Consider the following 25,237-nt stretch of genomic DNA (forward strand, 5'->3'; position numbering starts at 1 on the left):
AGTGAGCGAACCCCTTCCGCCGCAGCACATCCAGGGCTTCGCCCAGGTCGCGGCCGTGCTGGCCGAGCGGATCGGCGCGGTCGTGCTGGGCAAGCCGGACGTGGTCGAACTGGCGCTGACCGCGCTGTTCGCCCAAGGGCACGTGCTGCTCGAGGACGTGCCCGGGGTGGGCAAGACGACGCTGGCCCGGGCGCTGGCGGCGTCGGTGCAGGGGCAGTGGCGGCGCATCCAGTTCACGCCCGACCTGCTGCCGTCCGACGTGTCCGGGGTGACGATCTTCAACCAGGCCAGCCGCGGGTTCGAGTTCCACCCGGGGCCGGTGTTCGCCAACATCGTGATCGCCGACGAGATCAACCGGGCGTCGCCCAAGACGCAGTCGTCGCTGCTGGAGGTGATGGAGGAGCGCCGGGTCACGGTGGACGGTGTGCCGCATCCGGTGCCGCAGCCGTTCCTGGTGGTGGCGACGCAGAACCCGGTCGAGATGGACGGGACATATCGGCTGCCGGAGGCGCAGCTCGACCGGTTCCTGGTGAAGCTGTCGGTGGGCTATCCGAGCGAAGAGGTCGAGGTGGAGGTGCTGCGCGGGGCGGCGCTGCGATCACCGGACGCGCTGGAGCCGGTCACCGACACGGCGACCATCGGGGAGATGGTGCGGATGGCTACGCATGTGCACATCGCGGATCCGCTTTATACGTACGCCGTGAGACTGGCCGCGGCGACCCGCAACCACCCGCAGGTCCGCGTGGGGGTCAGTCCCCGTGGGGTGATCGCGCTGACCCGGGCGGCGTGCGCATACGCGCTGATCCACGGCCGGGGGTACGTGCTTCCGGAAGATCTCAAGACGCTGCTCGGGCCGGTCTTCGCGCATCGCGTGCTGTTGTCGGCCGACGCGCAGTTGCGTGGGGTGACCGCGGCCGAGGTGCTCGACGACGCGGTCCGGTCGGTTCCGGTGCCGCTGCCGGACAGCACCCGCGTCGCGGCCGGGGCGTGACCAGCGCCCCCGCCGCCGGTGAGCCGCCGCTGCCGGTCGGCAGCGCTCCGCCGACCGGCGGCGGCCCCGCCAACTCGGGCAGTGCGGTCAGCGCCGGCCGTCCGGGTGACGCGGGCCGTCCGGGTGGCGCGGGCCGTCCGGGTGACGCGGGCCGTCCGGGTGGCGCGGGCCGTCCGGGTGGCGCGGGCCGTCCGGGTGGCGCGGGCCGTCCGGGTGGCGCGATGAACTTGGGTGGTTCTGGCGAAGCTGCTGCGGCGGCTGTCTTGCGGCGTTGGCGTCGGACGGGGGTCACTGGCCGGGGTGCGGGGCTCATTGTCGCGGCGGCGGGGCTGATCGCGGTGGGGTTCCGGTACGGGTATCCGGATCTGGCTCTGCTCGGGGCGGCCGGAGTCGTCGCCCTTGTCTGTGCGGTCGGGTTTGCGTTGTGGCGGCCGAAGCTCGGGGTTGAGCGGGTGGCCGATCCGGATCGGGTGGCTCGCGGTGAAGCGGCTCGGATGACGTTGACCGTTCGGAACACCAGCCGGGTGCGGGCGGCGAATCTGGTGGCCAGTGATCGCTGCGGTGGTGGGGCGGTACCGGTGCCGTTGTTGCGGTTGCGGCCGGGGCGGGACACCACCGTGGACTATCCGGTGCCGACCAGCCGGCGTGGAGTGGTGCCGGTTGGGCCGTTGCGGGTCACCCGGGGGGATCCGCTTGCGCTGGTGACGCTGTCGAGGACGTACGGCGGAATCGCTCATGTCTGGGTCCATCCCCGGATCCACCTGTTGCGGGCGGTGCCGGCGGGGATGGCTCGGAGTCTCGACGGGCGCGTCGACAACGTGCCGCAAGGGACGATCACGTTCGACACGCTGCGCGAATACGTGATCGGTGACGAGATGCGGCGGGTGCACTGGCGGAGCAGCGCCAAAGTGGGCGAGCTGATGGTGCGCGAGCAGCTCGACACGTCCGAGCCGACGATCGTGGTGCTGCTCGACGATCGGGCGGTGGCGCATCCGGAGGTGCGCGACGGGGTGGCCGAGTCGTTCGAGGCGGCGTGCGAGGCGGCGGCGTCGATCGTCGCGGCCGCGGTGCGTGAGGATCTGCCGGTCAGCCTGCATCTGGTGAGTGAGGTGACGACCGGGCCCTATCTGGACGTGCTGACCGAGGCGACGCTTCGCGAAGGTGATCTGGCGGCGACGCTGCGGCGGATGCGCTCGCAGCGGCTCGGGGACACGCTGGTCTTTCTGACCGGTCCGGGTGGGCGCGGCGATCTCGGCTCGGTGAGTGGATTGCGGGGTCCGTACGCGGTGGTGCTGGCCGGGCTCCTCGGTGACCGGGACGGCGCGCCCGTCTCCGCCGGCGACGGCCTGATCGTCATCGACGCCGCCGACGGCGCCGAGTTCGCCGCCGCCTGGGACGGGGTCCGCGGATGGTGAAGCGCGGGGTGCGGGCGGGGATCGTTGCGGTGGCGCTGGCCGGGATGGTGGCGCTGTCGGGAGTGGTGCTGGGGCGGATCTTTGCCGGGGCGCTTCTGGTGCAGCTTGTCGCGGGGGCGGCGGCCGGCTCCGTCGGGGTCGGGCTGGCGGCTCGGCGACTGCCGAACTGGGTGGTGGCTCCGGTGTCGGCGGTGCTGCTGGCGGCGTACACCCTCGTGGCCTTGAAGATTGCTGCGGTTCGGGCCGGGACGGCGGGGGAGCTGCCCGAGATCGTGCGCGAGTCGCTGGTGAACGGGATTCCGCGGCTGCTCACGGCCCTGATTCCGGTGGAGGCCACGCCGGACACCGTTGTCGTGCCGGTGATCGCGGCCTGGCTGGCAGGGCTCGCGGGGGCTGAGATCGCCGTCCGTGGTGGGCGGGTGTTGCTTGGGCTGGTGCCGGCTGTCGCGCTTTATGCGGGGGCGCTGTACGTCGTCGGGCCGAACGCGGACACGGCCCGGTGGACGACATTGGTCTTCGCGGGGCTGGCCGTCGTGGCGCTGGCCGCCAGTGCGCGTGAGCCTGATCAAGGCAGCGCCGCCGAGGGAAAGACAGTGCGCGGGCGGGCCGTGGGGCTGGTGATCGTTCTCGGACTTATCGTTGCCGTCGGGCCGTGGATCGGCGGGCGGGTGGGCGCCACGCCGGTCGATCCGCGCCGCTACGTCGAGCCGCCGCAGGTGGACAGCCTCGACGAGAGTCCGCTCAACCGGATCTCCGGGTGGGCGCTGCGGCCGAAAGATCCGCTGCTGCGGGTCTCGCCGGCGGCTGGGGCCAAGGGCAAGGTCGTTCGGCTGCGGCTGGCCGTGCTGCCCGACTACGACGGCGTGACCTGGCGCGTCGGTGCCACCTATCGCAATGCCGGGCGGGTACTTCCGCAGCTGCCGCGGCCCGCTGACACCGACATTTCGGTGGTACGCCAAGACGTCACGATCAACGGGCTCGCGGGGCGGCTCCTGCCCGTCGTGCCGGCGCCGACCGAAGTGTCGGGGGCGCGGGTCGCCTTCGACGCGGCGACGGGCACGCTGATCCGGCCCGAAGGGCTCACCACGGGATTGACATATTCGGTCACGTCCGAGCTTCAGGCGCCCGATCTGAACCTGCTGCCCACGGCCGGGACGCCGTCCGGTGACGCGGTCGCGCGCTATCTGACCGTCGGGGCCGACGTGCCGCCCGAGATCCAGCGGCTGGCCGACCAGCTGGCCGAGGACAACGGGGCCGCGTACGACCGCGCGATGGCGATCCAGGAGTTCATCGCCGAGCACTATCGGCGGGTCGCGGACGCGCCGAGCGGGCACGCCTATCCGAACCTCAAGTTCTTCCTCTTCGGGCCGCGTCAGCAGGGCGGACAGGTCGGCACCTCGGAGCAGTTCACGGCGTCGTTCGCGCTCCTGGCCCGGATCGCCGGGCTGCCCAGCCGGGTGGTTGTCGGCTTCGACGCGCCGGCCGTCGGCGGCACGGTCACCGCCGGTAACGCCATCGCCTGGCCGGAAGTGCTGTTCGAGGGGCTGGGCTGGGTGGCGTTCGACCCGATGCCCAAGAGCAAGGACCCGCGGCCGGTCGAGGAGGACTTCCTGCCGAAACCGACCCCGCCGACGACACCGCCCTCACAGCCACCGGCGCCGTCCGAGACGCCGCCGAGCTCGGCCGCCCCGACCCTGCTGGCCGCGCCGCCGGGTGAGGGCCCGTCGGCGGCGGTGGTGGCCGGCGGCGCCTCCGTGTCGGTGCTGATCCTGCTGGTCGCCGCGGCCGGGGCGATCGCGGTGATGCGCCAGTCCCGGCGCCGGCGTCGGCTGGCCGCCGGTACCCCCGATGAGCGGATCGCCGGCGCCTGGTCGGAGTTCACCGACGCGCTGCGCCTGGCGGGCCGCCCGATCCCCACCCATCTCGCGGCGACCGAAGCGGCTGCGTACGCCCGGAAGCCGGAGCCGGCGCGCAGAAACCTGAGACGCGCCGTTCCCGATCCCGAGCCGAGCGAGGACCTGCCGCCCCTCGACGACCTGGTCGCAGGCATCAACACGGTCGGCTTCGCGCCCGGATCGGCCGACGACGCCCAGGCCGCCCGCGCCGGTGGGCAGGCTGTCGCCTACGCGGCCGCGCTGCGAGCTCGCCGCTCCTGGTGGCGGCGCGTCTGGTGGAGTGTCCACCCCGGCCCGCTGCGATGGAACCGCCGGACATGAGCGCCGACGGTCGCCGACACCGGCCGGCCGTCCATCATGGATGCTCTATGCTCTGCCGGCCCGGAATCCCGGGCCGGTACGGGGAGTCCCCATGAGAAAATTCTTACTGTCCCTCTTGGCGGCGGTTCTCGTCGCCACCACTTTGACGAGCACGCCCGCCTCCGCGGCCGAATCCTGCGGCGGCACCCTGACCATCGGCGCGATCGCCGGCTGTGAGTCGATCAGCGGCAGCCAGGAGCACGTCTACTTCGTCACCGTTCCACGGGCGAACGACGTTCTGTACACCATGCTGACCCGCGGGAGCGGCGAGTCGCCCCAGGCCCGGGTCTCCGGCCCGAACGGTGCCGACATCTGCACCATCCAGACGGATGCCGGCCGGTGCCAGCTCAAGGGCGCCGGCACCTACAAGGTCATCGTGTCGCTCTACTTCGGCGGAACGGGTGACTACACGCTCGGCGTGCAGTCGCTCAAGTCGCCGTCGGCCTGCACGACCCTGCCCGCCTCGTTCTTCGCGTTCACGTCGACCGGGCAGGCCGGCTCGCTGCCGGCCGGCGCGCCCGGCGACTGCTTCCGGTTCAACCAGCCGGCCGGCAGCGTGCTGCGCCTCTGGTCGCCCAAGGGCAACGGCGACATCCAGGGCGACATCCTCGACGCCGATCTGCAGCCGGTCTGCCAGATCCGGTACGCCCAGTACTGCACGCTCACCGGCACTGGCCCCTACCGGCTGAACCTGGCCGAGTACTACGGCGCCGAGACCCCGTACACCCTGCGGATGTCGCGTATCTCGGACGCGGCCGGCTGCCAGGTGCTGCGGACCGCGCCGTTCGGCGATCCCACCGCGTACGCGGGGTCGGGCTCTCTGCCGCAGCAGGAGGACATCACCTGCCACAAGACGCACGTGGCCGCCCCCGGCACGCTCGGGGTGCGCATCTTCGACGCCCAGAGCATCGCCTGGACGGTGTACGACGACGCGGGGCAGCCGATCTGCTCGAAGTGGGGCCGGGAGCCGTGTGCCGTGCCCGCGGCCGGTGACTACACGGTCATCTCGGAGAGCCAGCACTGGAACCCGATCAGCTTCCAGATCGCGCTGCCCGCCCTGATGCGGAACGCGGGTTGTTCGGCCGCGACCGGGCTGACGTGGGCCGCGGACGCCCTGGTGGTCAAGCAGACCTCGGCCGTGCAGACCAACTGCCACCCGTTCCGGGCCGATGCGGGCGACCGGGTCATCGCGTACGCCGCCGCGACGAGTTACAACGAGACGAGCAAGACGATCGTCGACAGCACCGGTGCCGAGGTCTGCCCCGGCCTCGACGACGAAGACGGCTGCGTCCTGCCGGCCACCGGCACCTACCGGGTCGTCTCCTATCTCGACAACTGGAACGCCGATCAGAGCGAGCAGACCTACAAGCTGCAGGTGCGCCGGCTCTCCCAGCCCGCCGGCTGCCCGGTCGTGCGTCCAGGCGCCTACAACGAGCCGCCCGCGGGAGCGGCCGGGCCGATCCGGTGCCGGACGCTGGTCGTGACCGAGCCGGGCGCCTACACCGTCCGGGCCTTCGACGGCGAGAACCAGCAGACGTACGGGCAGTTGTACGACGGCGCCGGCCGCAAGGTGAACGCGGGCGACCTGCCGGCCGGCCGGTACACGTTCGTGCTGAACGGCGGAGTCACCACGTCGGTCATCGACAACGACTTCGCGTACGTCACCTCGTTCCTGCCGGCCGAACCGGCCGGGTGCCCGGCCGTGGCCACCGACGGCCTGACCGGTGCCCCCTGGCACGCCCAGTTCACGGTGGCCGGGCAGGTGCTGTGCCGTCGGCTCGACCTGCCGCAGGGCGCGCGGCTGGCACAGTTGCGGCCGACCGACGGATTGACTCCCGTGGCCCGTCTGCTCGACGCCGACGGGAAGCACATGTGCGACTCGTCCGCGCTGACCCAGTACGTCTGCGCGCTCGACAAGCCCGGCCCGTACACCGTCGTGGTCGAGCAGAACCAGGGCGACGCGCCGGGCGCTTTCACCACCGCGTTCGCCCGCGTCGACGGCTCGCCCGACTGCCCGGAGCTACCCTCCGGGACCGACGGCGCGGACGCTCGCACGGGCAACGACCGGGTCGCCGCCTGTTTCCGCGTCCCGGCCGATCAGCACGCCGCGCGGGAGGTGTTCGCCTGGCAGCGCACGGAGGGTGATGGCACCGCCCGCCTCACGGTCTACGGCGCCGAGGGCGTGCGGTACTGCCGTACGGGCGCCTTCGCGGAGCGTACGGTCACGTGCACGCTGCCTGCCGGTCCGCTGACCGTGGTGCTGGAGGGCCCGTCCGCGGACGCCGCCTTCCGTCTCACCCGCACTGCCACATCCTGACCGGGCACCGCCGCCGGGCCATGCCCGGCGGCGGTACGTGCCGGAACCCGGTCACGCGGCGTTCAGGGACTGGCGCACGTGCTGGCGGGCCCGATGGACCTGGGAGCGGGCTGCGCCGACCGTGACGCCCAGCTGCTCGGCGATCTCGTCGTAGTCCAGGTCGCACAGGTCGCGCAGCACCAGTGCGGCGGCAAGGGCGGGGCGGTCGGCCTCCAGGCGCTCCAGCGCGTCCAGCAGATCGAGGCGGGAGCCCGCGATCACGCTCGTGGTCCGTGGATCGGGGCGGTCGACCGGGAGCACGGCCGCCGGCTGTTCCGCCGCGCGGCGCTTGAGGGAGCGGTACGTCTGCCTCGCACAGTTCGCCACCACGACGTACAACCAGGTCGTGAATGTCGATTGGCCCCGAAAGGTCGTGATCTTGCGGGCGACCTGGAGCAACGCGTCCTGGCACGCCTCCTCGGCGTCCTGCCGGCAGGGCAGGAACCGTCCGCACTGCCGCAGCGTGTCGGGCCCGATGCGGACCAGCAACGCGTCGAGCGCGGCCGCGTCACCGCCGGACGCCCGCACCGCGAGGGCCTCGATGTCGGGCGTCATGGCCTTATAGTACGGCCGTGGCGGTGCCGGAACGGATTGGTCGATACCGCGTGGGCCGGCGCCTCGGGTCGGGCGCGTTCGCCACTGTCTGGCTCGCCTACGACGAGGAGCTGAACAGCTCGGTCGCGGTCAAGGTGCTGGCCGACAACTGGACACATCAGCTCGACGTGCGGGCCCGGTTCACCGAGGAGGCCCGCATCATGCGCCGCGCCGACTCCGAGCGGGTGGTGCGGGTGCTCGACGTCGGTGAGCTCACCGACGATCGTCCCTACTTCGTCATGACGTACGCCCCCGATGGCACCCTGGCCGAACGGCTCGCAACCGGGGCCATGCCGGTCGCCGAGGCCCTGCGCGTCGCGGTGGAGCTCGCCCGGGGCGTGGCCGTGCTGCACGAGCTCGGCATCCTGCACCGCGACCTCAAACCGTCCAACGTGCTCTTCGACGGTGACCGTGTGCTGGTGGCCGATCTCGGGCTGGCGAAGGCACTCGCCCACGGGTCCGGTTTCACCATCGTCGCCGGGTCGCCCGGATATATGGCGCCGGAGCAGGCGCGGATCGGCGGCGGCCTGGACGAGCGGGCCGACGTCTACTCGCTCGGCGCCCTGACCTGTCACATGCTCACCGGCCAGCCACCTCCCGAGCGCCCGGCGAAGCCGCGGACCGGCGTGTCCGCCGCCGTCGACGCCGTGCTGTCGCGGGCCCTCTCCCCGGCTCCGGCCCGGCGGTGGCCCTCCGCGACGGCGTTCGCCGAGGCGCTGGAGGCGGCCGGGAAGGCCAAGCGCGACCGTCGGCCGGCCCTGCGCCGGCTGGTCGCCGCCGCCGTCCTGACGGTGGTGACGGTGCTCGCCGGCACGGCCTGGGACACGGCCCGCGCCGGGGGAGCGGAATGGACCCGGGTGGCCGACGCGTCCGGCGCCCTGTCGGTGTGGGTGCCGGTGTCCTGGGCCAAGCAGGTCCGCGACACCGGCTGGAATCCACAGACGATCCGCCTTCCCGCCGGCCGCGAGCCCGGGCTGACGGTCGGCGCCGACCTGACGGCGTGGTCCGACCCGCGCAGCCCGGTGCCGGGTGTGTTCGCCGGGACGAGCACGGCGTTGCGCGGTGGTACGCCGGCGTTGCCCGACCACTCGGCCTGCGTGCCGGCGCCCGACCCGCAGCCCCATCTGGCCGGCGCGACCTCCGTCGTGCGGCGCTGGACCGACTGCGGCGGCGGCATCTCGTTCACGGAAGCGCTCATCACGCCGGCCACCGGCGACGCCGGCATCTACGTGCAGATCCGGCAGATCGACGACGTCGATCACAGCGAGGAGATCCTTCGGGGTGTACGGCTCGGCTAGTACCGCTCCCAGTTGATGCCGCCGTTGTAGCGGTAGCGGCGCGTCTCCGTACCGCCATCGGTCTTGCGGACGGTCGTCACGATGGTGCTGCCCTCGACCCGGTAGGACGTGAACGTCATCGGCTTGTCCGGACCGGCCGGCGGGTCGGCCTTGATGAAACCCATCGTCTGCCGGGTCTTCTGGTCGTAGCCGAGCTTGACCGGAACCAGCGCCTGCTGCTGCATGTCGCTGCCGCAGTCGACGAGGATGAGCGCGTCCTCGGTGACCGGGCTGTTCGCCGGTTCCTCGGCCAGATATTCGGCGTAGAAGGGCCGCGCGCCCGCGGGCAGCATGGTGCAGTTGTCGGCGCCGCCGGTCGAAGCGGTGCCGTTCGTGAAGGTGACATCCCCGTACTGCCCGAGATCGGCCAGCGTCACGTTCTTCCAGTCGGTGGCCCGAATCCCGGACGCGGCGGCCGTCGTCGAGGCCCGGACCGTGGTCGGAGCGGTGGGCCGCACGCTGGTCCGCGTGGCGGTCGGCGTTGCGGTAGGCGTGGCGGTCGGCGTGGCCGTGGGCGTCGTCGGCGCGGCGGCCGAGACGGACGTCGTGGCGGCCGCCGGGGAGCCGGCGGGCCCGGCGTCCCCGGCGACGCTCTCCGGCTTGGAGTCGCAGCCGGCCGGGATCGTGAACAGGAGTGCGGTCATCGTCAGGGGAAGTACGCGCATGGGAGAAACCCTTCCGGCACGGTGAATCGGCGCTGTCCTACTGTTCGATGCCGCTTCGGCTCCCGCCATTCGACGCCGGACACGACCAATTCTGTCGCCTATCCCACAGCGGTTTCGGGTTGTCAGCGCGAAGGGCGCCGCCGGCGGGTCACTCGCCGATCAGCGTGAGAAGACCTTCGAAGTCGGTCGTGCAGGGCCCGCAGGCGCGCAGGTGGGCGGCGACCCCCGGATAGTGCTGGGCGGCTGCCTCCGGGTCGGTGAGGTGCAGCTCGGCGTACGCGTGCAGAACTTCCATGGCCTCACCGCAGCCGACGTCGCGGGGATCGGTGCGCAGGAAGGCGCCGAGGTCGAAGGATGAGCTCATGCGTCCTCCCGGAGGTGGCCTTTGGCGACGAGCGCGGTCCGCAGTTTGCGGCGGGCGTCGAAGAGAACCTTGTAGATGGCGTTGCGGTTGGTGTTCAGTTCCACACATAGTGCGTCCAGCGGCACGCCGTCGACCACGATCGCGGTGAACAGGTGCCGCTGGTGCCCGGTCAGTTCGTGCTCGATCGCGTGCCGCAAGGCCTCCAGCAGGTCGCGCCACTCCGCCTCGTGGTCCGGTGAGAAGCCGAAGCGGGCCGCCAGCTGATCGGTGTCGGACTCTTGGAGCGGGTGGGTGGGCCGCCGGGTCCAGAAATGCCGGCCGATCTTGGCCGAGACCTCGAACATGACGAACTTGTAGGCCCACGTGGTGAACCGGCTGTCACCCCGGAAGCCGGCCAGCTTGCCCAGGACGGCCAGCATCGCGTCGGCGGCGGCCTGATGGGCGAGATCGTCCCGCTCGGCGCCGTGCAGATCCGACGGCCGGCGGCTGATCTCGGCCCGGGCGGCCCGCAGCAGCAGGGCGTACAGCCGGCCCTGGGCCTCCTCCTGGGTTCGGCCGCCGGCGCGCAGGTCGGCCAGCCATTGAGCGGAGGCCTCGTCGAGAGTCACGTCCCCAGGCTACGCACGCCCCCGTCACCGGCCCGCCCGTCGAGGGAAGTCCGCTTGAAAAAGTGATATCACATTGATAGTCTTGTGCCATCGCCACGGAGGGAGCAAGACATGACGGACCACCTCGCCCTGCCGGCTCCGCAGGTGCGTGAGCGCAACGCCCGCGGTGTCTCGGGCTGGCCGGTCGCCGGGCTGGCGGCCGCGGTGATCGTCCTCAGCGGGGTTCTTTTCCTGGTCGGGCTGCGGCAGGACAGCGACGCGATGATCGGTGTTTTCGTCGGCGTGTCGTTCCTGTTCGGGCTGGCCGCCCTGGTCGTGCTGGCCGGCCTCACGCCGGTGGCGCCGGGTGAGGCGCGGGTCCTGCAACTGCTGGGCCGCTACACCGGCACGGTCCGCACCGACGGGCTGCGCTGGGTCAACCCGCTGACCGTCCGGCGCCGGGTCTCCACCCGCATCCGCAACCACGAGACCGACGTTCTCAAGGTCAACGACGCCGACGGCAATCCCATCGAGATCGCGGCCGTCGTGGTCTGGCAGGTCGAGGACACGGCCCGCGCCGTGTTCGAGGTCGACGACTTCATCGAGTTCGTGGCCATCCAGACCGAGACCGCCGTGCGTCACATCGCCAACGGCTATTCCTACGACTCGCACGACAGCACCCGGATGTCGCTGCGCGACAACGCCGACGAGATCACCGCGCGGCTGTCGGAGGAGATCGCCGTCCGCGTCGCCGCGGCCGGTGTGAAGATCGTCGAGTCCCGGCTGACCCGTCTGGCGTACTCGCCCGAGATCGCGCACGCCATGCTGCGCCGGCAGCAGGCCAACGCCATCGTCGCCGCCCGTGCCCGCATCGTCGAGGGCGCGGTCGGCATGGTCGAGATGGCGCTGCTCCGCCTGGCCGAGAACCATGTGGTCGACCTCGACGAGGAGCGCAAGGCGGCCATGGTCAGCAACCTGCTGGTCGTGCTCTGTGGCGACCGGGACGCCCAGCCCGTGGTCAACGCGGGAACCCTCTACTCCTGAGCCGAGCCCATGGCCATCGAACGCAAGAAGCTCCTCCTCCGCCTGGACCCCGCCGTGCACGACGCCCTGGCGCGCTGGGCGGGGGACGAGCTTCGCAGCACCAACGCCCAGATCGAGTTCCTCCTGCGCAAGGCCCTGGCCGACGCCGGCCGCCTCCCCGGGAAGGTCAGCCGGATGCGCGGCCCCGGCCGGCCTTCCAGCACACCCGAGCCGGAAGAGGAGTGACATGGCAGTGCCGGACAGCCTTCCCCAGCGCCTCTACGTGCTGGCCCACGACCCGGTCAAGGGCCGGGTCCACATCGGCACCAACCTCGGCCTGATGCTCCGCGCGGCCGGCCTGGCCGACCTCTACCTCCAGGGCCACCTCACCGACGAGCGCGGCCGCGCCGCCGCCAGCGGCCGGCACCCCACCGGTGATCCGGTGCTCGGGGCCCTCTTCGACGAGATCGCCGGCTCCCGGCCCCGCAAGTGGCAGTCCTGGGTCGACCGCGGCCACCGTCCCACCATCCGCGCGGTGCGCGAGCAACTGGGCGAGGGCGGCTGGGCGCGCCTCGAGCACCGCAAGGTCCTCGGGCTGTTCCCCATGACCAAGGTGACCCTCCGCGACCCACGGGTCCGCAAGGAGGTGCTCAGCCTGCTCGACGCCGCCCTCAAGCGCCCTCTCGGCCGGGTCGACTTCGCCGACGCCGCCCTGGTGTCCATCGTCGCCGCCGGCAACCTGACTCTCGTGCTCGACCGCAAGGCCAAACGCGACGGCAAGCGCCGCCTCCGTGAGCTGATCGGCGCCACCGGCCCGGTCGGTCCCGCGCTGCGCCGGGCGATCCAGGACTCCGCCCTGGGCGAGCTGGCCTGATCCCCACCGTTCGCGCCTGCTCGACGAAAGACCCGGCGGAGCTGACAAAAGCCAGATCGCGTCTTTACCGGACGCTTACACGGGCTGCCTACCGTCGGCGCCATGAACGACCGTCGTCAGATGTCGCATCTGCTCCGCCGGCTGACGTTCGGCCCCACGGCGGCCGAAGTAGACGCGGCGACCCGGGCCGGCTTCGACGCCACGCTGGCGTCACTGCTGCGCCCGGCCGCCGCGGTGGCCGCCGTCGACCTGGGCGCCGACCCGGTGGCCGGGCTCGCCGCCGGCGCCACCCGCGAGCAGCGGCAGGAAGCCCGCAAGCGGCAGCGCGATCAGGTCGCGACCGCGGTCCGCTGGTGGCTGGCGCGGCTCGCCGACGGTGGCGCGGCCGAGAAGCTGACGTTCTTCTGGCACGGGCACTGGGCCACCAGCGTCCGCAAGGTGCGCTCGGCCCATCTGATGCTGGGCCAGCAGGCGACACTGCGGCGATACGGCGCCGGCGACACCGGGCCGCTGGTCCGGGCGATGCTGCGTGATCCCGCCCTGATCATCTGGCTGGACGGGCAGAAGAACACCCGCAAGGCGCCCAACGAGAACCTCGCCCGGGAAGTCATGGAGCTGTTCACGCTCGGCCTGGGCGCGTACGCCGAGGCCGACGTGAAGGCCGCGGCCCGGGTGCTGACCGGCTGGCAGGTCGACCGGGCCACCGGGGCCGCGCGCCTGGCCGCGAAGCGGCACGACGACCGGCCCGTCACCCTGCTCGGGCAGACCAGGGCGTTCGACCTCGACTCGTACGCCGATGCCCTGGTCCGCAATCCGGCGCATGTGCCGTTTCTGGCCGGGCGGCTCTGGGCGCGCTACGCCTCGGACACCGCGCCCGTGCCGTCCTCGGTCGCGGCCGCCGGGCGCAACACGACAGCGCTGATCGAGGCGATGTGCCGGGCCCCGGAGTTCGCGGCCACCGCCGGCACGCTGGTCAAACAGCCGGTCGAGTGGCTGATCGGCGCGACACGCCAGCTCGGCCTGCGCGTCGGCGAGCTGGAGACCGCCCAGCAGCAGCGCCTGGTGGGCACCTTGCGGGCGCTGGGCCAGGTGCCGCTGTCGCCGCCGTCGGTGGGCGGCTGGCCGGCGGGCACGGCCTGGCTCACCACGTCGTCGGCCCTGGCCCGGCTCAAGGCCGGTCAGCAGCTCGCCGCGCTGGCCCCGGCCGCGGCGGACCGCCTCACCGGCGCCGATCGCGTCGACGCGCTGGCCTCGCTGCTGGTCGTGGATGCCTGGACCGACCGCACGGCCGCCGCGCTGAGCGGCGTCAAGGATCCGCGCCGGCTGCTCGCGCTGGGGCTGGCCAGCCCCGAGTACGCCGTCCACTGAGCGTCAGGAGAGTACGGACATGGACAGCATCACCCGGCGCCGGTTCCTGGTCGCCAGCGGTGTCACCGGTGGCGCCGCGCTGGCCGCGGGGGCCACCGCCTTCGGGTTGCGCGACATCCTCGCCACCGCCGGCGACCGCGATCCGGGAGCGGGGACCCTCGTCCTCATCACGCTGTACGGCGGCAACGACGGGCTCAACACCGTCATACCGTACGGCGATCCGGCCTACGCGGCGGCCCGCCCCGGCATGACGTACGAGCCGGAAGCTCTTCTGAAGTTGGACGACGGCTTCGCGCTCAACCCCGGCCTGCGCGGTCTGCATCAGCTCTACCGCGACGGGCGGCTTGCGGTCGTCCGCGGCGTCGGCTATCCGAAGCCCAACCGCAGCCACTTCCAGTCGATGGACATCTGGCAGAGCGCGCAGCCGGACCGCCCCGGCACGACCGGCTGGCTCGGCCGCTGGCTGGACACGGCGGGCGGCGACCCGCGCCTGGCCGTGTCCTTCGAGCCGGTGCTGCCCCCACTGCTGGCCGGCGCCACCTCGGCCGGCGCGACGGTGCCCGGTGGCGTGCTGTCCCTGCCGGGCGGCGTGGACCCGACCGTGGTCGCCAAGCTCGGCACCACCTCGTCCGGCGAGTCACCGGCTCAGGCCCGGGCCGCCACCTGCTTCGCCGATCTGATGCGCATCCAGGACCTGATGAGACAGATCCGCGAGGGCGCGCCCGAACAGGACAGCGACGACGGTGAACCGGCGGCCACGGCCACCGGCGGCGCCGCGCCGCCGCTGGACCAGCAGCTGGCGCTGGTCGCCCGGTCCATCGAGGCCGGCGCGGCGACACGGGTCTATTCGGTGTCGATGGGCGGCTTCGACCTGCACGCCGACGGCAAGGACGCGCAGCAGGCGCAGCTGTCCCGGCTGGACGAGCCCCTGGCCGCCTTCACGAAGCGGATGGCCGGCAAGGGGGTCGTGGTCGCGGTCTACTCCGAGTTCGGCCGCCGGGTCCACGCCAACGCCTCCGACGGCACCGACCACGGCACCGCCTCCGACATCCTGCTGCTCGGCGACGGGGTCCACGGCGGCCTGCACGGCGAGCCGCCCAGCCTCACCGACCTCGACGACGGCGACCTCAAGTACACGGTGGACTTCCGCGATGTGTACGCGACCCTGCTGGCCGATGTGCTCGGCGCGGATCCGGGGCGCACCCTCGACGGCTGGACCGGACACCTCACCGGCGTGCTGACCTGACCCGGCCGGAAGGTTGGCACGTTGGGCGGGAGTACCGCGGACCGGATCGGGGCATCGATCGGCGCGAGGGGAGGAATCATGACTGTTTTCATGGTTCTCACGATCGCGGCCGTTCTACTGGCACTCGGGCTCGCCGGTATGGTCCTTCGCCAGCTGACCGGCCGGCCGCCGGCCACGAGCGCCCCGGCGCCGGAACCCGACGCGACCGAGGGCGAACGGCGGCAACGGCTCGTCGAGGCGGCCTTCCTGGCCGGCGACATTCCGGCCGTGTGGTACCGCCAGCAGATGGCGGCGATCGCCGCCGACGCCCCTCAGCCGCGCTAGTTCGTACTTTCGGTTGGCGATCGGTCGTCCGAAAGGATAGGTTGGGCGACGGCGGCGGGGACCGCTTTTTCGCAGGAGAACCTGATGAAGGTTTCGGCTGTCTCGGCTCACCGCACTGAACTCGACGTCGACCGTGCGGAAGCCGGTGCTCTGATCACCGCTTTCGCGTCGGCGCCGGTCGGCGACCCCTCGCGCGAGCGACTGCGCCAGAGGGTCATCGAGGCCTGGCTTCCGCTCGCCCAGCATCTCTCACGTCGCTACATCGGCCGCGGCGAACCCACCGACGACCTCGTGCAGGTCGCGGTGGTCGGGCTGATCAAGGCCGTCGACCGGTACGACATCACGCACGGCGCCGACTTCGCCGCGTTCGCCATTCCCACCATCCTGGGCGAGATCAAGCGCCATTTCCGCGACCGGTCCTGGGCCATCCGGGTTCCCCGCCGGCTCCAGGAGCTGCGGATCGCCATCAGCGCGGCCAACGGCACGCTGACCCACCTTCTGGGGCGGCCGCCGACGGTCGCCGACATCGCCGCTCATCTGGGCGTGACCGAGGAGGACGTCCTGGAAGGGCTGGAAGGCGCGCGGGCCTACAGCACCACCAGCCTGTCGACCCCGGTCGGGGACGACCGCTCGCAGGAGCTCGGCGACACGATCGGCGCCGAGGACCACGGCTTCGAGCTGGCCGAGCTGCGGATCGCGCTCGGGCCGGCCCTGGCCAGCCTGGCCGAGCGCGAGCAACGACTTCTGGCCATGCGGTTCTACGGAAACCGCACCCAGGCCGAGATCGCCGAGCAGCTCGGCATCTCGCAGATGCACGTGTCCCGTCTCCTGGCCAAGGCGCTCACCAGGCTGCGCCAGCTGCTCGACGACGACGGACAAGGACGACGGTCCCGGTGACTGTCGTCGCGCGAACCTGATCACTTCCTGACGTCCGGTCATCAGGCTGGCTCCCGGCCGGGAGCGGCCCGGCCATGGAGACAGGGAGTGGAACCATGCGGAGACTGCTGGTGGTGGCTGTGGCGCTGAGCGCGCTGACCGCCTGTGGCAAGCCGGCCGAGGAGACGAACACCGCGAAGGTGGCCACCCTGGCCAGCCCGTCGGCGGCGGTGCCGGTCTCGCCGCAGGCGAAGGCGAAGGCCCAGCGGCCACGGGAACGGCTGGATACGACGGCTGAGGAGTTCGAGGCTCTGCTCGGGCCGTACAACAAATGCATGTATGACCACGGCGGCATGGTCAAGGGCAGCACGATCGCTCAGGAGCGGAAGAAGGCCGAAGCGGGGCCGGCCGGGGTGTCGGGGACGCAGACGGAGAAGTTCGAGGCGGCCAACAAGATCTGCGAGCCGCAGTACTACCCGCTGCCGCCGTGGGAGAAGGATCCGGCCAACCCGGAGGCCAAGGACTTCGCGCGGGCGACGGTGAAATGCCTCAAGCAGAAGGGCGTCGAGTACGTCGAGATCAGCGAGGACGGGCTCAGCATCGCGCTGGGCGGCGACCAGAACGACCCGAAGTCGATCTCGATGGGTCTCGACCTGATCCCCGGCTGCGAGCGTGACATCGCCGCCCAGAAGAAGTAGCTCAGGAGATGGCCGCCCGCGGAGTCAGGCGGGCGGCCCGCACGCACGGGTAGACGCCGGCCAGAACGCCGATGACCACGGCGCCGGCCGCGCCGAGGCCGGCCGGCCCGGCGGGAATGACCACCGGCCAGCTCTGCCAGGTGGCGTAGCCGACGGTGGCGGCCAGGCCCAGGGCGGTGCCGGCCACCCCGCCGGTGCCGGCCAGGACCACCGACTCGGTGAGGAACTGGCCGCGGATCTGGCCCCGCGTGGCGCCCAGGGCCCGGCGGAGGCCGATCTCGGAGCGGCGTTCGAGCACCGACACCACCATCGTGTTGGCCACGCCGATGCCGCCGATGACCAGGGCCACCCCGGCCAGGGCCAGGAACAGCACCGAGAAGCTGCTCTCGGTCGCCCGCTTGGCGGCGAGCGCGTCCGACGGGCGGGTGACGGTCACGGCGCCGGGGCGTTCGGGGGAGATGGTCTCGGCCAGCACGTCGCGCACCGCTTCCAGTTGCGCCTCCTCAGCGCGTACGTAAAGAACTGTGGGGTGACCGTCGAAACCGAGCTCGGACTTCGCGGCGGGCCAGCCGACCAGCACCGACCGGTCGATGTCGGGCGTCAGCGGCGTGGCGTCGAGGATGCCGACCACGGTGAAGCGGCGGTCGCCGATCACCACCTGGGGCGCGGCCGCGCCCCCGCGCAGGTCGGTGACGCCCAGCCGGGCCGCCGCCACCGAGCCGAGGACGACGGCCGGGAACTTCTCGGTGGCCGCGTTCAGCCAGGTCCCGGCACGGACGCGGGCCTGGATCGCGGCGGGCAGGTCGAGACGGGCGGCCAGGACGGTCGAACCGCTGGACTCGGTGCGCTCGTTCCGGCGTACGGCGGCATGGGTGTTGGCGACAGCCGACGCGCCCGTCACCGGGCCGATGCGCCGGACCATCTCGACCGCCGACTCGGGCAGCGGCGCCGGCGGCTGGACGTCGGGCTGGGCCGTGGCCTGGAGCGTGTTCGTGCCGAGCGCGCTGAGCCGCTCGACCAGGGCGGCCTGACCCGACGCGGGCAGGCCGGTCACCAGGATCATCGTGGCGATGCCGATCGCGATGCCGAGCCCGGAGAGCACGGCCCGGCCCGGGCGGGTGCGCGGGCCCAGCAGTCCGAGCCCGAGCAGGTCGACCGGGCTCATCGGCGCACGTCCGAGACGATGCGGCCGTCGCGGATCTCGACCTGCCGGGGCAGCGAGGCGGCGATCTCGCGGTCGTGGGTGATCAGCACGATGGTGGTGCCCTCCTCGTTGAGCCGGCGCAGCAGGTCGAGGACCGTGTGGCCGGTGGTGGTGTCCAGGGCGCCGGTGGGCTCGTCGGCCAGCACCAGCGACGGGCCGTTGGCCAGCGCGCGGGCGATCGCCACCCGCTGCTTCTCGCCGCCGGACAGCTCGCTCGGCCGGTGCCGGGCGCGATGGGCGAGGCCGACGCGTTCCAGGGCGTGCAGGGCGCGCTCCCGGCGGTGGCGGCGGGGCACGCCGGCGTAGAGCAGGCCGGTGGCGACGTTCTCGGCCGCGCTCAGCCCGTCGGTCAGGTGGAACTGCTGGAAGACGAAGCCGATCTCCCGGGCCCGCAGCGCGGACAGCCGGCGGTCGCGCAGGGATGCCACGTCCTGGCCGCCGATGAGGACGGTGCCGCTGGTCGGGCGGTCCAGGGTGCCGATGACGGTGAGCAGCGTCGACTTGCCGGAGCCGGACGGGCCGACGATGGCGGTCAGCTCGCCGCGGTGGATGTCGAGGCTCACGTCGTCGAGGGCGGTCACGCCGCCGGGATAGCGCACGCTCACGTGGCCCACGGAGACGAGCGTCACGAGGCGACCACCACGTCCATGCCCTCGGCCAGGCCCGCGCCGCTGATCTCCACCCAGCCGTCGGCGAACATGCCGGTCTTCACACCGATCAGGCCGTCCGGGCCCTGCACGGCGTAGCCGCCCTCGGCCAGCGCGACCAGCGCCTCGACGGGCGCGGCGAGAACGTTCTTGGCGATCTTGCCGGCCACGTTGACCTGCACGTCGGCCGAGTCGAGCTTGGCCAGGTCAGCCGGTTTGTCGGCGGTGACCAGGACGGTCAGCTTCGGGGCGCCGTCGGCCACGCCGCCGGCGGGCGCCGCGAGGGTGCGGCCGACCGAGAGGATCCGGGCCTTGACCGTACGGTCGTCGGGCAGCGTGACGGTCACATGATCACCTCGGGCGAGCCCGGCCGCCGCGTCGAGCTCGGCCGAGACGGTGATCACCTTGCGGGTGGAGGTGACCGTCATGAGCTCCGTGTTGGCGGGGCCACCGGGCTGGACGGCGACCGAGTCGACCCGTACGGCGCCGGATTGAACCTCGACGTCGCCGACGGCGATCGTGCCGGTGGGCGGGAGGCCGTTGTCCTCCTGCCAGCGTTTGACGGCCTTGACGAGATCGGCGGTGAGCACGGCGTCCCCGTCCCGGGCGGTCTGGGGCTGGTGGCCGATCCGGTAGCCGAGCGCCCGCAGGTTGTCGGCGACGATCCGCACGTCCCGGCCTGTCAGGTTGAGTCCGGCGATCGGGCGATAGAGCGGCAGACCGCCATAGAAGAGGACCACCGGCTTGTCATCGGCCCGGAAGAGCTGCCTTCCCCGTACGATCGTCGTGCCCCCGGCCGGCAACCAGGTCACCGTCGCGCCGGTGTGGCCGGAGAGCGGACGGGCCGCACCGAAGCCGACGCTGCCGTCGAGCTTCTTCACCGTGGACAGGGTGCGGCGCTCAAGCTTCGCCGTCGCGACTTTTTCCGGCGGCACCGGTTCCTGGGCCGGCCGGTGCCGCGAGACGGCGATCGCTCCGCCGGCGCCCAGCGCACCGGCCAGCACGATCCCGCTCAGCCAGGCCACGATCTTCGGTTGCATGGCGACGAGCGTCCCGGGAGATCGTTAGAAAGCTGTCAGGTCTCCCACGGAGATCTCCGCTGGTCGCGCCGCCGACCTATCATCGCCGCCATGTCTGCTCAGGTCCTGCTCGCCGAGGACGATCCCCGCCAGGCCGAGGTGGTCCGGCGCTATCTCGTCGCCGAGGGGCACGAGGTGCTCGTCGTGCACGACGGCCGCACGGCGCTGGCCGAGGCCCGCCGATGGCGTCCGAGCATGCTGGTGCTCGACGTGATGATGCCGGGCCTCGACGGCCTGCACGTGTGCCGCACGCTGCGGGCCGAGTCCGACGTGCTGGTGCTGATGCTGACCGCCCGGGCCACCGAGGAGGACATGCTCCTCGGGCTGGAGCTGGGCGCGGACGACTACCTGACGAAGCCGTACAGCCCCAGAGAGCTCATGGCCCGGGTCCGGACGCTGCTGCGGCGGGTGGGCCGGGGCGCGCCACCGGCCGGCGGCGAGCTGCGGCGCGTCGGGCGGCTCGGCGTCGACCCCGTGCGCCACCACGTCACCGTCGACGACGAGCTGGTCGAGTGCACCCGTGGGGAGTTCGCCATCCTGGCCGCCCTGTCCGAGCAGCCGGGCCGCGTGCTGTCCCGGGCCCAGCTGCTGCATCACACACGCGGCATCGACCGCAGCTCGACCGAGCGGACCATCGACGTGCACGTGATGAACCTGCGCCGCAAGATCGAGTCCGATCCGCAGAAACCGGCGCACCTGCTCACCGTCTACGGCGTCGGCTACAAGCTGGCCGCGGAGACGCCGTGAGCCGGGTTCCGCTGCGGCACAGCCTGGTCACCCGTCTGCTCGTCACGTCGGTGCTGATCGCGGTCGCGGCCATCGCGGCGACGGCCTGGCTGGCCACCGCCACCGCCACCCGGGCCCTGCGCCAGGAGCAGGGCCGGTCGCTGACCGAGGACAAGGGCGTCTACGACCTGCTGGTCGGCTACGCGGCCGCTCACCCCGACTGGTCCGGCGCGCCCGAGCTGATCCGCGACCGGGCGGCCAAGCTGGGCCGCCGCATCACCCTGATGACCACCGACCGGGCGGTGATCGCCGACTCGGGGCCCGGCCCGTCGCTGGCCGGCGCCCGGGCCTCGGCCACGGTCGACCCGCTCAACCTGGACCTCGCGCTCAGCGGCGGGACGGAACGCATCGACTCCCGCGCGACCGGCCCGTTCCTGGTGCCACCGGCCGAGCGGGTCCGGCTCGACAAGCTCGCGGCCGACACCTTGACCTGCGTCCGCAAGGGTGGCGGCGACGGCGAGATCGTGCGGCTGCCGAACGGGCGCCCGTCCATTACCGTGATCGGATCGGGCGACGCGAGTTGCGACGACGAACTCCGCACGGCGACGACGAAGGCCGAGGACGGCCCGCTGCGCCGGCTCGGAGGACTGGTCAGCACGTGCGCCCGATTGCCCCGGGAGCTCAGAGTCGGCGTACGGCCGGACTTCTCGACGTACTTCCTGATCGCCGACCGTCCCGAACCGGTGCCGATGCCCGACAGCTCAGCCGCGCCTCCGGCTCGCATCCGCGGCTGTGTGGAGAAATCGCGGAAGGCCATGCTTCAGTCGTACGTCGCCCCGCCGGCCCTGCTGTTCGTGACCGACCCGAGGGCGGGCGCCGACCAGACCCGGTTCACGCTGTCCGAGCAGAACACGATCCGGATCGTCGCCACCACCGGCGGCGTCCTGCTGGCCACCATTCTGGTCACCGTGCTGGTCGGCCGCCGCCTGGTCCGCCCGCTGCGCGCGCTCACCGAGGCCGCCGGTCAGGGCCCGGTGCCGGTCTCGACCCGCGACGAGATCGGCCGGCTGGCCCGCGCCCTCAACGACTCGACCGAGCGCCGCGACCGGGCCGAGGCGCAGCGCCGGGCCATGGTCAGCGACGTCGCGCACGAGCTGCGCACCCCGCTCACGAACATCCGGAGCTGGCTCGAGGCGGCCCAGGACGACCTGGCGCCGACCGACGCGCAACTGGTCGGCCTCCTGCACGAGGAGGCCCTGCTGCTCCAGCACATCATCGACGATCTGAGCGACCTGGCCGGCCCGTTGCGCCTCGACCTGCGGCCGGTGGCCCTGCGCGAGGTGCTGGCCCAGGTGGTCGACAGCCACCTCGCCCCGGCGCACGCGGCCGACGTCCGCCTGACCATGGAGGTGGCGGGCGATCCGGTGGTGCGGGCCGACGCCGTACGGCTGCGGCAGCTCCTCGGCAACCTGGTCTCGAACGGCATCCGCTACACCCCGCGCGGCGGCTCGGTCACGGTGATCGCACAGGGCCCGGTCATCACGGTCCGGGACACCGGCGTCGGCATCGCCCCGGAGAACCTGCCGAAGATCTTCGACCGCTTCTGGCGGGCCGACGAGTCCCGCAGCCGGGCCACCGGCGGCAGCGGGCTGGGCCTGGCCATCGCCCGCAAACTGGCCGAGGCACACGGCGGCGACATCGAGGTGCGGAGCGTTCCGGGAGAGGGGACCACCTTCACCGTCCGGCTCCTGGATCAATGACCGGACCGCGTGAAGATCTCTGATCAGGGAGGTTCGAGGGGAGGGCGTAGTGCATCCGCGACCGAACGGTGCCCACCGGGACGCCGAGTCTGCGGCCACCTCGTCGACCGGCCGGTTCTCGAAGAAGATCTCGAACAGCACTCGCTCAGCCGGTCCACGGCATCGCGGAGCGTGTGGCTCGCCACCACCATGAGCGTCGAGTCCTCCTCCACCACGGTCGCCGCGATGTCGACCTCACCGACTTCCGCCGGCCGCACCTGCCGCCGGCGGAAGTCGTCGACGAACAACCGGCGTACGACAGTGAAAAGCCAGCGGCGTGAGCCGGTCTCGGCGCGGGGCACGCTTGTGAGGCTTCGCCACGCGCGCACGAGGGCCTCCTGCACGAGGTCCTCGGCCATCGCGTGGTTGCCCGACGTGAGTGTCGCGTGAGTACCGGCCGCTGTTCCGTGATGAGCTCTCTCAGGCGCCCCGGTGCGTCGCCGGGGGCCTCTTCCTAGAAGCGGCGACAAGACAAAACTTGATCAGAACGGACGCCGGCCGAGCGCGCGCTGTCCTCGTCAAGAGTTCTTCCAGAGCGGTGCGTCACGCTGGTCCCGCACGACACCGGTCAGGGCACGGCCGATCCCCCCGTACAAACCGCGCCCTGACCGGCCCCGGGCAACGCCTGCCGTACGGTGGGCCGCGACCTGCCCGGTCAGCATGACCGAGTTGACCGGCCTGTTGTGAGGCGTGGCCGCTCCGGCGACCGCGGCCAACGTCATTCACAAGTACGTCGGTGCCCTGCGCCGCCTGCTCGAACCCGGCCTGCCGGCCCGGGCGACCCGGTCCTGGCCGCGGCGCGACGGCCGAGCTGGTCAGGAACGGCACGCTGAAGACCTGTCCGGGCTTCCCGCACGGCATGCCGACACCATCAACGCCGACCTGCCTCCATCCGATCGTGAGCGGTGAGTGCGGCGCTTATCCCGCCGATACAGCGCGTTCCGTTGAATGGGCGCATGAACCACACCACCACCCCGGCCGCGCCAACCCGTGACAAGCGCGGGATCGTGCTGGCCGGCCTGATGATCCTCGGCCTGGCGGGCGTCGTGTACGCCCTGCGCCGGCTCTTTCTCATGGCGGCCCCGCGATGTCTGGGCGGGCATTGGCACGGCTGCTACGACACGGAGAACGGCGTCGTGCTGATGACGCTGCTGGGGACGCCGGTGGCCGTCCTGGCCGCGTGGATGCTGGCGCGCGCCCGCCGGCCGGGCCCGTCGGCGTGGCGGATGTCGCTGGCCGAGGTGGGCATGGTCTACGGGACGGTGCCGCTCGTGTGGCTCACTTTGATGCCGGGGCCGGGCGCCGGCGTGGTCGACGGCCGGGTGAGCCTGGTCCCGCTGCGCGATCTGGCGACGATGGGGGCGCTCGGGGTCGGCGGCAATCTGCTGATCTTCGCGGCCCTGGGCTTCTTCGCCCCGATCCGCTTCGCGGCGCTGGGCACCGTGCCGCGGATCCTCGCGCTCGGCGCCGGTTGTTCGGCTCTGGTCGAGATCGGCCAGTACGTTCTCCGGCTGGACCGGGTGTCATCGGTCGACGATGTGCTGGTCAACGCCGCGGGCGCGGTGCTGGCCGGGCTGGCGTCGCGGCATTGGTGGCGGGTCAGGATGCCTTGGCCCCGTAGGCGCTGATCACGTCCGGGTCGGGGTCCATGCCCAGGCCGGGGCCCTGGGGCACGTCGACCCGGCCGTGCCGCACGGTGAGCCGGTCGCCGTACACCTGGGCCTCGAGATCGAAATAACGCCACTCGATCATCGTGTCGGTGGTGCCCAGCGCGGCCGCCGCGTGCAGCCCGGCGAGCAGGCCGGGGCCGTCGTAGAAGGTGTGTGGCATCACCGGGATGTTGCGCAGTGACGCCAAGGTGAAGGCCTTTCCCAGCTCGGTCACGCCGCCCACCTTGGCCGGGCTCGGCTGGACGTAGTCCACCGCTCCGGCGCCGAGGAGGCGGTCGAAGTCCATGAGCGTGCCCACGTTCTCGCCGGCCGCGATCGGCACCCCGGCCTCGCGCACCCGGGCCAGCCCGCTGTGGTTCTCCGGCGGCCAGACCGGCTCCTCCAGCCATTTCAGCTGGAGAGGCAGCAGTTCCTTGGCGTACGTCAAAGCCTGCTCGACCGTCCAGGCACAGTTCACGTCGACCATGAGATCCACGGCCGGCCCGGCTTCCTCGCGGGCCGCGGTGATCACCGGGAGCAGCTTCTCGTGCAGCTTGACGCCGGTGAAACCGGCGTCGACCGCCCGCCGGACGGCGTCGCGGACCGTCGGTGGTCACCCGGACCAGCAGGGTGTCCACGGCGTGCAGGCCCTTCGGGCCCCAGGCGGAGGCCGCGGACTCGGCCCCGGGCTTGAACGGAATGCGCAGGGGAAAGGTTTTGATCTCAGCGATCGCCATGGCGATCACGCCTTTCAACGTATTCCAGGGAGATCGGGCCGATCGCGGTGACCTGCGTGATGTATTCACCGGATTTCGCCCAGTGGAAATGGGAGGTCCCGCCGGGCAGCACGATGACGGCGCCCGGCGGATAGGCCCGCAGTTTCTCCTCGTCGAAATTGTCACCGAGTCCGATGTAGAAGACGCCGGAGATCACCGTGTAGACCCGATCTTCGCGATGCCGGTGCGGCATCAGCCTCTCGCCGGCCGGCAGCTTGACCCGTACCACGAAAGGGTCTGAGCTTTTGATGTCACCGAGCAGGACGGCGAGGCGGGCCGCCGGTGGGAATCCGGCGAACGGCTGCCAGTCGACGTCTTGCTGCAGAATCGGCCGGAAGGCATCCTGACCGATATGGTGAGTGCCCATTGTGGTGCCGCCTTTCT

Annotated in this window: 28 protein-coding genes; 18 read left to right on the plus strand and 10 right to left on the minus strand. The window is 72.1% G+C overall.

Annotated elements, in window-relative coordinates; all coding sequences use genetic code 11:
• The first annotated feature begins 1 nt into the window (after position 1).
• The 5 genes from ACQP2X_RS12655 to ACQP2X_RS12675 all read left to right on the plus strand — a co-directional run bounded on the left by ACQP2X_RS12655 (position 2) and on the right by ACQP2X_RS12675 (position 6,978).
• The gene (locus ACQP2X_RS12655; protein WP_498696563.1) at positions 2-991 is read left to right on the plus strand and encodes an AAA family ATPase; all 990 of its coding nucleotides are present in this window, start codon (positions 2-4) and stop codon (positions 989-991) included.
• 81 nt (positions 992-1,072) lie between these two features.
• Positions 1,073-1,216: a hypothetical protein gene (locus ACQP2X_RS12660; protein ID WP_498696566.1), complete on the plus strand. Its 144-nt coding sequence runs from the start codon at positions 1,073-1,075 to the stop codon at positions 1,214-1,216.
• 269 nt (positions 1,217-1,485) lie between these two features.
• The gene (locus ACQP2X_RS12665) at positions 1,486-2,406 is read left to right on the plus strand and encodes a DUF58 domain-containing protein (RefSeq protein ID WP_498696568.1); all 921 of its coding nucleotides are present in this window, start codon (positions 1,486-1,488) and stop codon (positions 2,404-2,406) included.
• Complete coding sequence (locus ACQP2X_RS12670; protein ID WP_498696570.1) at positions 2,400-4,622, plus strand: transglutaminase TgpA family protein; 2,223 nt, start codon at positions 2,400-2,402, stop codon at positions 4,620-4,622. The genes ACQP2X_RS12665 and ACQP2X_RS12670 overlap by 7 nt, the downstream gene beginning before the upstream one ends.
• A gap of 91 nt (positions 4,623-4,713) precedes the next feature.
• The gene (locus tag ACQP2X_RS12675) at positions 4,714-6,978 is read left to right on the plus strand and encodes a hypothetical protein (protein ID WP_498696571.1); all 2,265 of its coding nucleotides are present in this window, start codon (positions 4,714-4,716) and stop codon (positions 6,976-6,978) included.
• 51 nt (positions 6,979-7,029) lie between these two features.
• Here ACQP2X_RS12675 and ACQP2X_RS12680 read toward each other — a convergent pair whose 3' ends face one another.
• Positions 7,030-7,572 carry an RNA polymerase sigma factor gene (locus ACQP2X_RS12680; RefSeq protein ID WP_498696572.1) on the minus strand — a complete coding sequence of 181 codons (543 nt, stop codon included), beginning with the start codon at positions 7,570-7,572 and terminating at the stop codon, positions 7,030-7,032.
• Between the two features lie 17 nt (positions 7,573-7,589).
• On the opposite strand from ACQP2X_RS12680, the gene ACQP2X_RS12685 reads away from it, so the two are divergent.
• Complete coding sequence (locus ACQP2X_RS12685; protein WP_498696574.1) at positions 7,590-8,909, plus strand: serine/threonine-protein kinase; 1,320 nt, start codon at positions 7,590-7,592, stop codon at positions 8,907-8,909.
• Here ACQP2X_RS12685 and ACQP2X_RS12690 read toward each other — a convergent pair.
• The 3 genes from ACQP2X_RS12690 to ACQP2X_RS12700 form a co-directional block, all read right to left on the minus strand.
• Positions 8,906-9,613 carry a hypothetical protein gene (locus ACQP2X_RS12690; RefSeq protein WP_498696575.1) on the minus strand — a complete coding sequence of 236 codons (708 nt, stop codon included), beginning with the start codon at positions 9,611-9,613 and terminating at the stop codon, positions 8,906-8,908. The genes ACQP2X_RS12685 and ACQP2X_RS12690 overlap by 4 nt on opposite strands.
• 148 nt (positions 9,614-9,761) lie before the next feature.
• Positions 9,762-9,977 (minus strand): hypothetical protein, encoded by a 216-nt coding sequence (locus tag ACQP2X_RS12695; RefSeq protein ID WP_498696576.1) that lies wholly within the window; start codon positions 9,975-9,977, stop codon positions 9,762-9,764.
• A complete protein-coding gene (locus ACQP2X_RS12700) occupies positions 9,974-10,585 on the minus strand; it encodes a sigma-70 family RNA polymerase sigma factor (RefSeq protein ID WP_498696577.1) in 612 nt (203 codons plus the stop codon). The genes ACQP2X_RS12695 and ACQP2X_RS12700 overlap by 4 nt, the downstream gene beginning before the upstream one ends.
• A gap of 111 nt (positions 10,586-10,696) precedes the next feature.
• Here ACQP2X_RS12700 and ACQP2X_RS12705 point away from each other — a divergent pair, with 111 nt between their 5' ends.
• From ACQP2X_RS12705 to ACQP2X_RS12740, 8 genes are all read left to right on the plus strand, one after another.
• On the plus strand, positions 10,697-11,608 hold the full coding sequence (locus tag ACQP2X_RS12705) for an SPFH domain-containing protein (protein ID WP_498696578.1): 912 nt from the start codon (positions 10,697-10,699) through the stop codon (positions 11,606-11,608).
• 9 nt (positions 11,609-11,617) lie between these two features.
• Entirely contained in the window at positions 11,618-11,833 is a 216-nt protein-coding gene (locus ACQP2X_RS12710; RefSeq protein ID WP_498696580.1) for a type II toxin-antitoxin system antitoxin, read from the plus strand.
• 1 nt (position 11,834) lies between these two features.
• Positions 11,835-12,461, plus strand: coding sequence for a GOLPH3/VPS74 family protein (locus tag ACQP2X_RS12715; RefSeq protein WP_498696582.1), 627 nt, complete (start codon positions 11,835-11,837; stop codon positions 12,459-12,461).
• A gap of 102 nt (positions 12,462-12,563) precedes the next feature.
• Positions 12,564-13,829 (plus strand): DUF1800 domain-containing protein, encoded by a 1,266-nt coding sequence (locus ACQP2X_RS12720; RefSeq protein ID WP_498696584.1) that lies wholly within the window; start codon positions 12,564-12,566, stop codon positions 13,827-13,829.
• A gap of 19 nt (positions 13,830-13,848) precedes the next feature.
• Positions 13,849-15,075 carry a DUF1501 domain-containing protein gene (locus tag ACQP2X_RS12725; RefSeq protein ID WP_498696586.1) on the plus strand — a complete coding sequence of 409 codons (1,227 nt, stop codon included), beginning with the start codon at positions 13,849-13,851 and terminating at the stop codon, positions 15,073-15,075.
• Positions 15,076-15,153: 78 nt separating this feature from the next.
• Complete coding sequence (locus ACQP2X_RS12730) at positions 15,154-15,399, plus strand: hypothetical protein (RefSeq protein ID WP_498696588.1); 246 nt, start codon at positions 15,154-15,156, stop codon at positions 15,397-15,399.
• 84 nt (positions 15,400-15,483) lie between these two features.
• A complete protein-coding gene (locus ACQP2X_RS12735; RefSeq protein ID WP_498696589.1) occupies positions 15,484-16,296 on the plus strand; it encodes a SigB/SigF/SigG family RNA polymerase sigma factor in 813 nt (270 codons plus the stop codon).
• A gap of 95 nt (positions 16,297-16,391) precedes the next feature.
• The gene (locus tag ACQP2X_RS12740; RefSeq protein WP_498696591.1) at positions 16,392-16,973 is read left to right on the plus strand and encodes a hypothetical protein; all 582 of its coding nucleotides are present in this window, start codon (positions 16,392-16,394) and stop codon (positions 16,971-16,973) included.
• A 1-nt stretch (position 16,974) separates the two neighbouring features.
• Here the strand turns inward: ACQP2X_RS12740 and ACQP2X_RS12745 are convergent, their stop codons facing one another.
• From ACQP2X_RS12745 to ACQP2X_RS12755, 3 genes are read right to left on the minus strand one after another with little or no spacing between them, the layout of a single operon-like run.
• The gene (locus tag ACQP2X_RS12745; RefSeq protein WP_498696593.1) at positions 16,975-18,138 is read right to left on the minus strand and encodes an ABC transporter permease; all 1,164 of its coding nucleotides are present in this window, start codon (positions 18,136-18,138) and stop codon (positions 16,975-16,977) included.
• A complete protein-coding gene (locus ACQP2X_RS12750; protein ID WP_498696595.1) occupies positions 18,135-18,806 on the minus strand; it encodes an ABC transporter ATP-binding protein in 672 nt (223 codons plus the stop codon). The genes ACQP2X_RS12745 and ACQP2X_RS12750 overlap by 4 nt, the downstream gene beginning before the upstream one ends.
• Positions 18,803-19,864: a peptidoglycan-binding protein gene (locus ACQP2X_RS12755; protein WP_498696597.1), complete on the minus strand. Its 1,062-nt coding sequence runs from the start codon at positions 19,862-19,864 to the stop codon at positions 18,803-18,805. The genes ACQP2X_RS12750 and ACQP2X_RS12755 overlap by 4 nt, the downstream gene beginning before the upstream one ends.
• Before the next feature lie 90 nt (positions 19,865-19,954).
• Here ACQP2X_RS12755 and ACQP2X_RS12760 point away from each other — a divergent pair, with 90 nt between their 5' ends.
• Both ACQP2X_RS12760 and ACQP2X_RS12765 read left to right on the plus strand, forming a co-directional pair.
• Positions 19,955-20,650 carry a response regulator transcription factor gene (locus ACQP2X_RS12760; RefSeq protein WP_498696598.1) on the plus strand — a complete coding sequence of 232 codons (696 nt, stop codon included), beginning with the start codon at positions 19,955-19,957 and terminating at the stop codon, positions 20,648-20,650.
• Complete coding sequence (locus ACQP2X_RS12765) at positions 20,647-22,389, plus strand: sensor histidine kinase (RefSeq protein ID WP_498696600.1); 1,743 nt, start codon at positions 20,647-20,649, stop codon at positions 22,387-22,389. Before ACQP2X_RS12760 ends, ACQP2X_RS12765 begins: the two co-directional genes overlap by 4 nt.
• Positions 22,390-22,412: 23 nt before the next feature.
• On the opposite strand, the gene ACQP2X_RS12770 is transcribed toward ACQP2X_RS12765, so the two are convergent.
• On the minus strand, positions 22,413-22,787 hold the full coding sequence (locus tag ACQP2X_RS12770; RefSeq protein ID WP_498696602.1) for a sigma factor: 375 nt from the start codon (positions 22,785-22,787) through the stop codon (positions 22,413-22,415).
• A 331-nt stretch (positions 22,788-23,118) separates the two neighbouring features.
• Between ACQP2X_RS12770 and ACQP2X_RS12775 the strand changes: the two genes are divergently transcribed.
• Together ACQP2X_RS12775 and ACQP2X_RS12780 are read left to right on the plus strand one after the other, a co-directional pair.
• Positions 23,119-23,337, plus strand: coding sequence for a hypothetical protein (locus tag ACQP2X_RS12775; protein WP_498696604.1), 219 nt, complete (start codon positions 23,119-23,121; stop codon positions 23,335-23,337).
• A gap of 47 nt (positions 23,338-23,384) precedes the next feature.
• On the plus strand, positions 23,385-24,056 hold the full coding sequence (locus tag ACQP2X_RS12780) for a VanZ family protein (protein WP_498696605.1): 672 nt from the start codon (positions 23,385-23,387) through the stop codon (positions 24,054-24,056).
• Here ACQP2X_RS12780 and ACQP2X_RS12785 read toward each other — a convergent pair.
• Positions 24,028-24,630 (minus strand): enolase C-terminal domain-like protein, encoded by a 603-nt coding sequence (locus ACQP2X_RS12785; protein WP_498700927.1) that lies wholly within the window; start codon positions 24,628-24,630, stop codon positions 24,028-24,030. The two genes, ACQP2X_RS12780 and ACQP2X_RS12785, sit on opposite strands and share 29 nt — an antisense overlap.
• Before the next feature lie 170 nt (positions 24,631-24,800).
• Positions 24,801-25,220 (minus strand): cupin domain-containing protein, encoded by a 420-nt coding sequence (locus ACQP2X_RS12790; RefSeq protein ID WP_498696607.1) that lies wholly within the window; start codon positions 25,218-25,220, stop codon positions 24,801-24,803.
• Positions 25,221-25,237 lie beyond the last annotated feature (17 nt).

The sequence above is a fragment of the Actinoplanes sp. CA-131856 genome (genome assembly GCF_050956135.1).
Taxonomy (GTDB): Bacteria; Actinomycetota; Actinomycetes; order Mycobacteriales; family Micromonosporaceae; genus Actinoplanes.

Bases quoted from the DNA above. Each gene is read 5' to 3' on its own strand.
- ACQP2X_RS12665 (WP_498696568.1), top strand. From the start codon at position 1,486: ATGACGTTGACCGTTCGGAACACCAGCCGGGTGCGGGCGGCGAATCTG.
- ACQP2X_RS12670 (WP_498696570.1), top strand. From the start codon at position 2,400: ATGGTGAAGCGCGGGGTGCGGGCGGGGATCGTTGCGGTGGCGCTGGCC.
- ACQP2X_RS12675 (WP_498696571.1), top strand. From the start codon at position 4,714: ATGAGAAAATTCTTACTGTCCCTCTTGGCGGCGGTTCTCGTCGCCACC.
- ACQP2X_RS12680 (WP_498696572.1), bottom strand. From the start codon at position 7,572: ATGACGCCCGACATCGAGGCCCTCGCGGTGCGGGCGTCCGGCGGTGAC.
- ACQP2X_RS12690 (WP_498696575.1), bottom strand. From the start codon at position 9,613: ATGCGCGTACTTCCCCTGACGATGACCGCACTCCTGTTCACGATCCCG.
- ACQP2X_RS12695 (WP_498696576.1), bottom strand. From the start codon at position 9,977: ATGAGCTCATCCTTCGACCTCGGCGCCTTCCTGCGCACCGATCCCCGC.
- ACQP2X_RS12705 (WP_498696578.1), top strand. From the start codon at position 10,697: ATGACGGACCACCTCGCCCTGCCGGCTCCGCAGGTGCGTGAGCGCAAC.
- ACQP2X_RS12710 (WP_498696580.1), top strand. From the start codon at position 11,618: ATGGCCATCGAACGCAAGAAGCTCCTCCTCCGCCTGGACCCCGCCGTG.
- ACQP2X_RS12715 (WP_498696582.1), top strand. From the start codon at position 11,835: ATGGCAGTGCCGGACAGCCTTCCCCAGCGCCTCTACGTGCTGGCCCAC.
- ACQP2X_RS12720 (WP_498696584.1), top strand. From the start codon at position 12,564: ATGAACGACCGTCGTCAGATGTCGCATCTGCTCCGCCGGCTGACGTTC.
- ACQP2X_RS12725 (WP_498696586.1), top strand. From the start codon at position 13,849: ATGGACAGCATCACCCGGCGCCGGTTCCTGGTCGCCAGCGGTGTCACC.
- ACQP2X_RS12730 (WP_498696588.1), top strand. From the start codon at position 15,154: ATGACTGTTTTCATGGTTCTCACGATCGCGGCCGTTCTACTGGCACTC.
- ACQP2X_RS12735 (WP_498696589.1), top strand. From the start codon at position 15,484: ATGAAGGTTTCGGCTGTCTCGGCTCACCGCACTGAACTCGACGTCGAC.
- ACQP2X_RS12740 (WP_498696591.1), top strand. From the start codon at position 16,392: ATGCGGAGACTGCTGGTGGTGGCTGTGGCGCTGAGCGCGCTGACCGCC.
- ACQP2X_RS12745 (WP_498696593.1), bottom strand. From the start codon at position 18,138: ATGAGCCCGGTCGACCTGCTCGGGCTCGGACTGCTGGGCCCGCGCACC.
- ACQP2X_RS12755 (WP_498696597.1), bottom strand. From the start codon at position 19,864: ATGCAACCGAAGATCGTGGCCTGGCTGAGCGGGATCGTGCTGGCCGGT.
- ACQP2X_RS12760 (WP_498696598.1), top strand. From the start codon at position 19,955: ATGTCTGCTCAGGTCCTGCTCGCCGAGGACGATCCCCGCCAGGCCGAG.
- ACQP2X_RS12770 (WP_498696602.1), bottom strand. From the start codon at position 22,787: ATGGCCGAGGACCTCGTGCAGGAGGCCCTCGTGCGCGCGTGGCGAAGC.
- ACQP2X_RS12780 (WP_498696605.1), top strand. From the start codon at position 23,385: ATGAACCACACCACCACCCCGGCCGCGCCAACCCGTGACAAGCGCGGG.
- ACQP2X_RS12790 (WP_498696607.1), bottom strand. From the start codon at position 25,220: ATGGGCACTCACCATATCGGTCAGGATGCCTTCCGGCCGATTCTGCAG.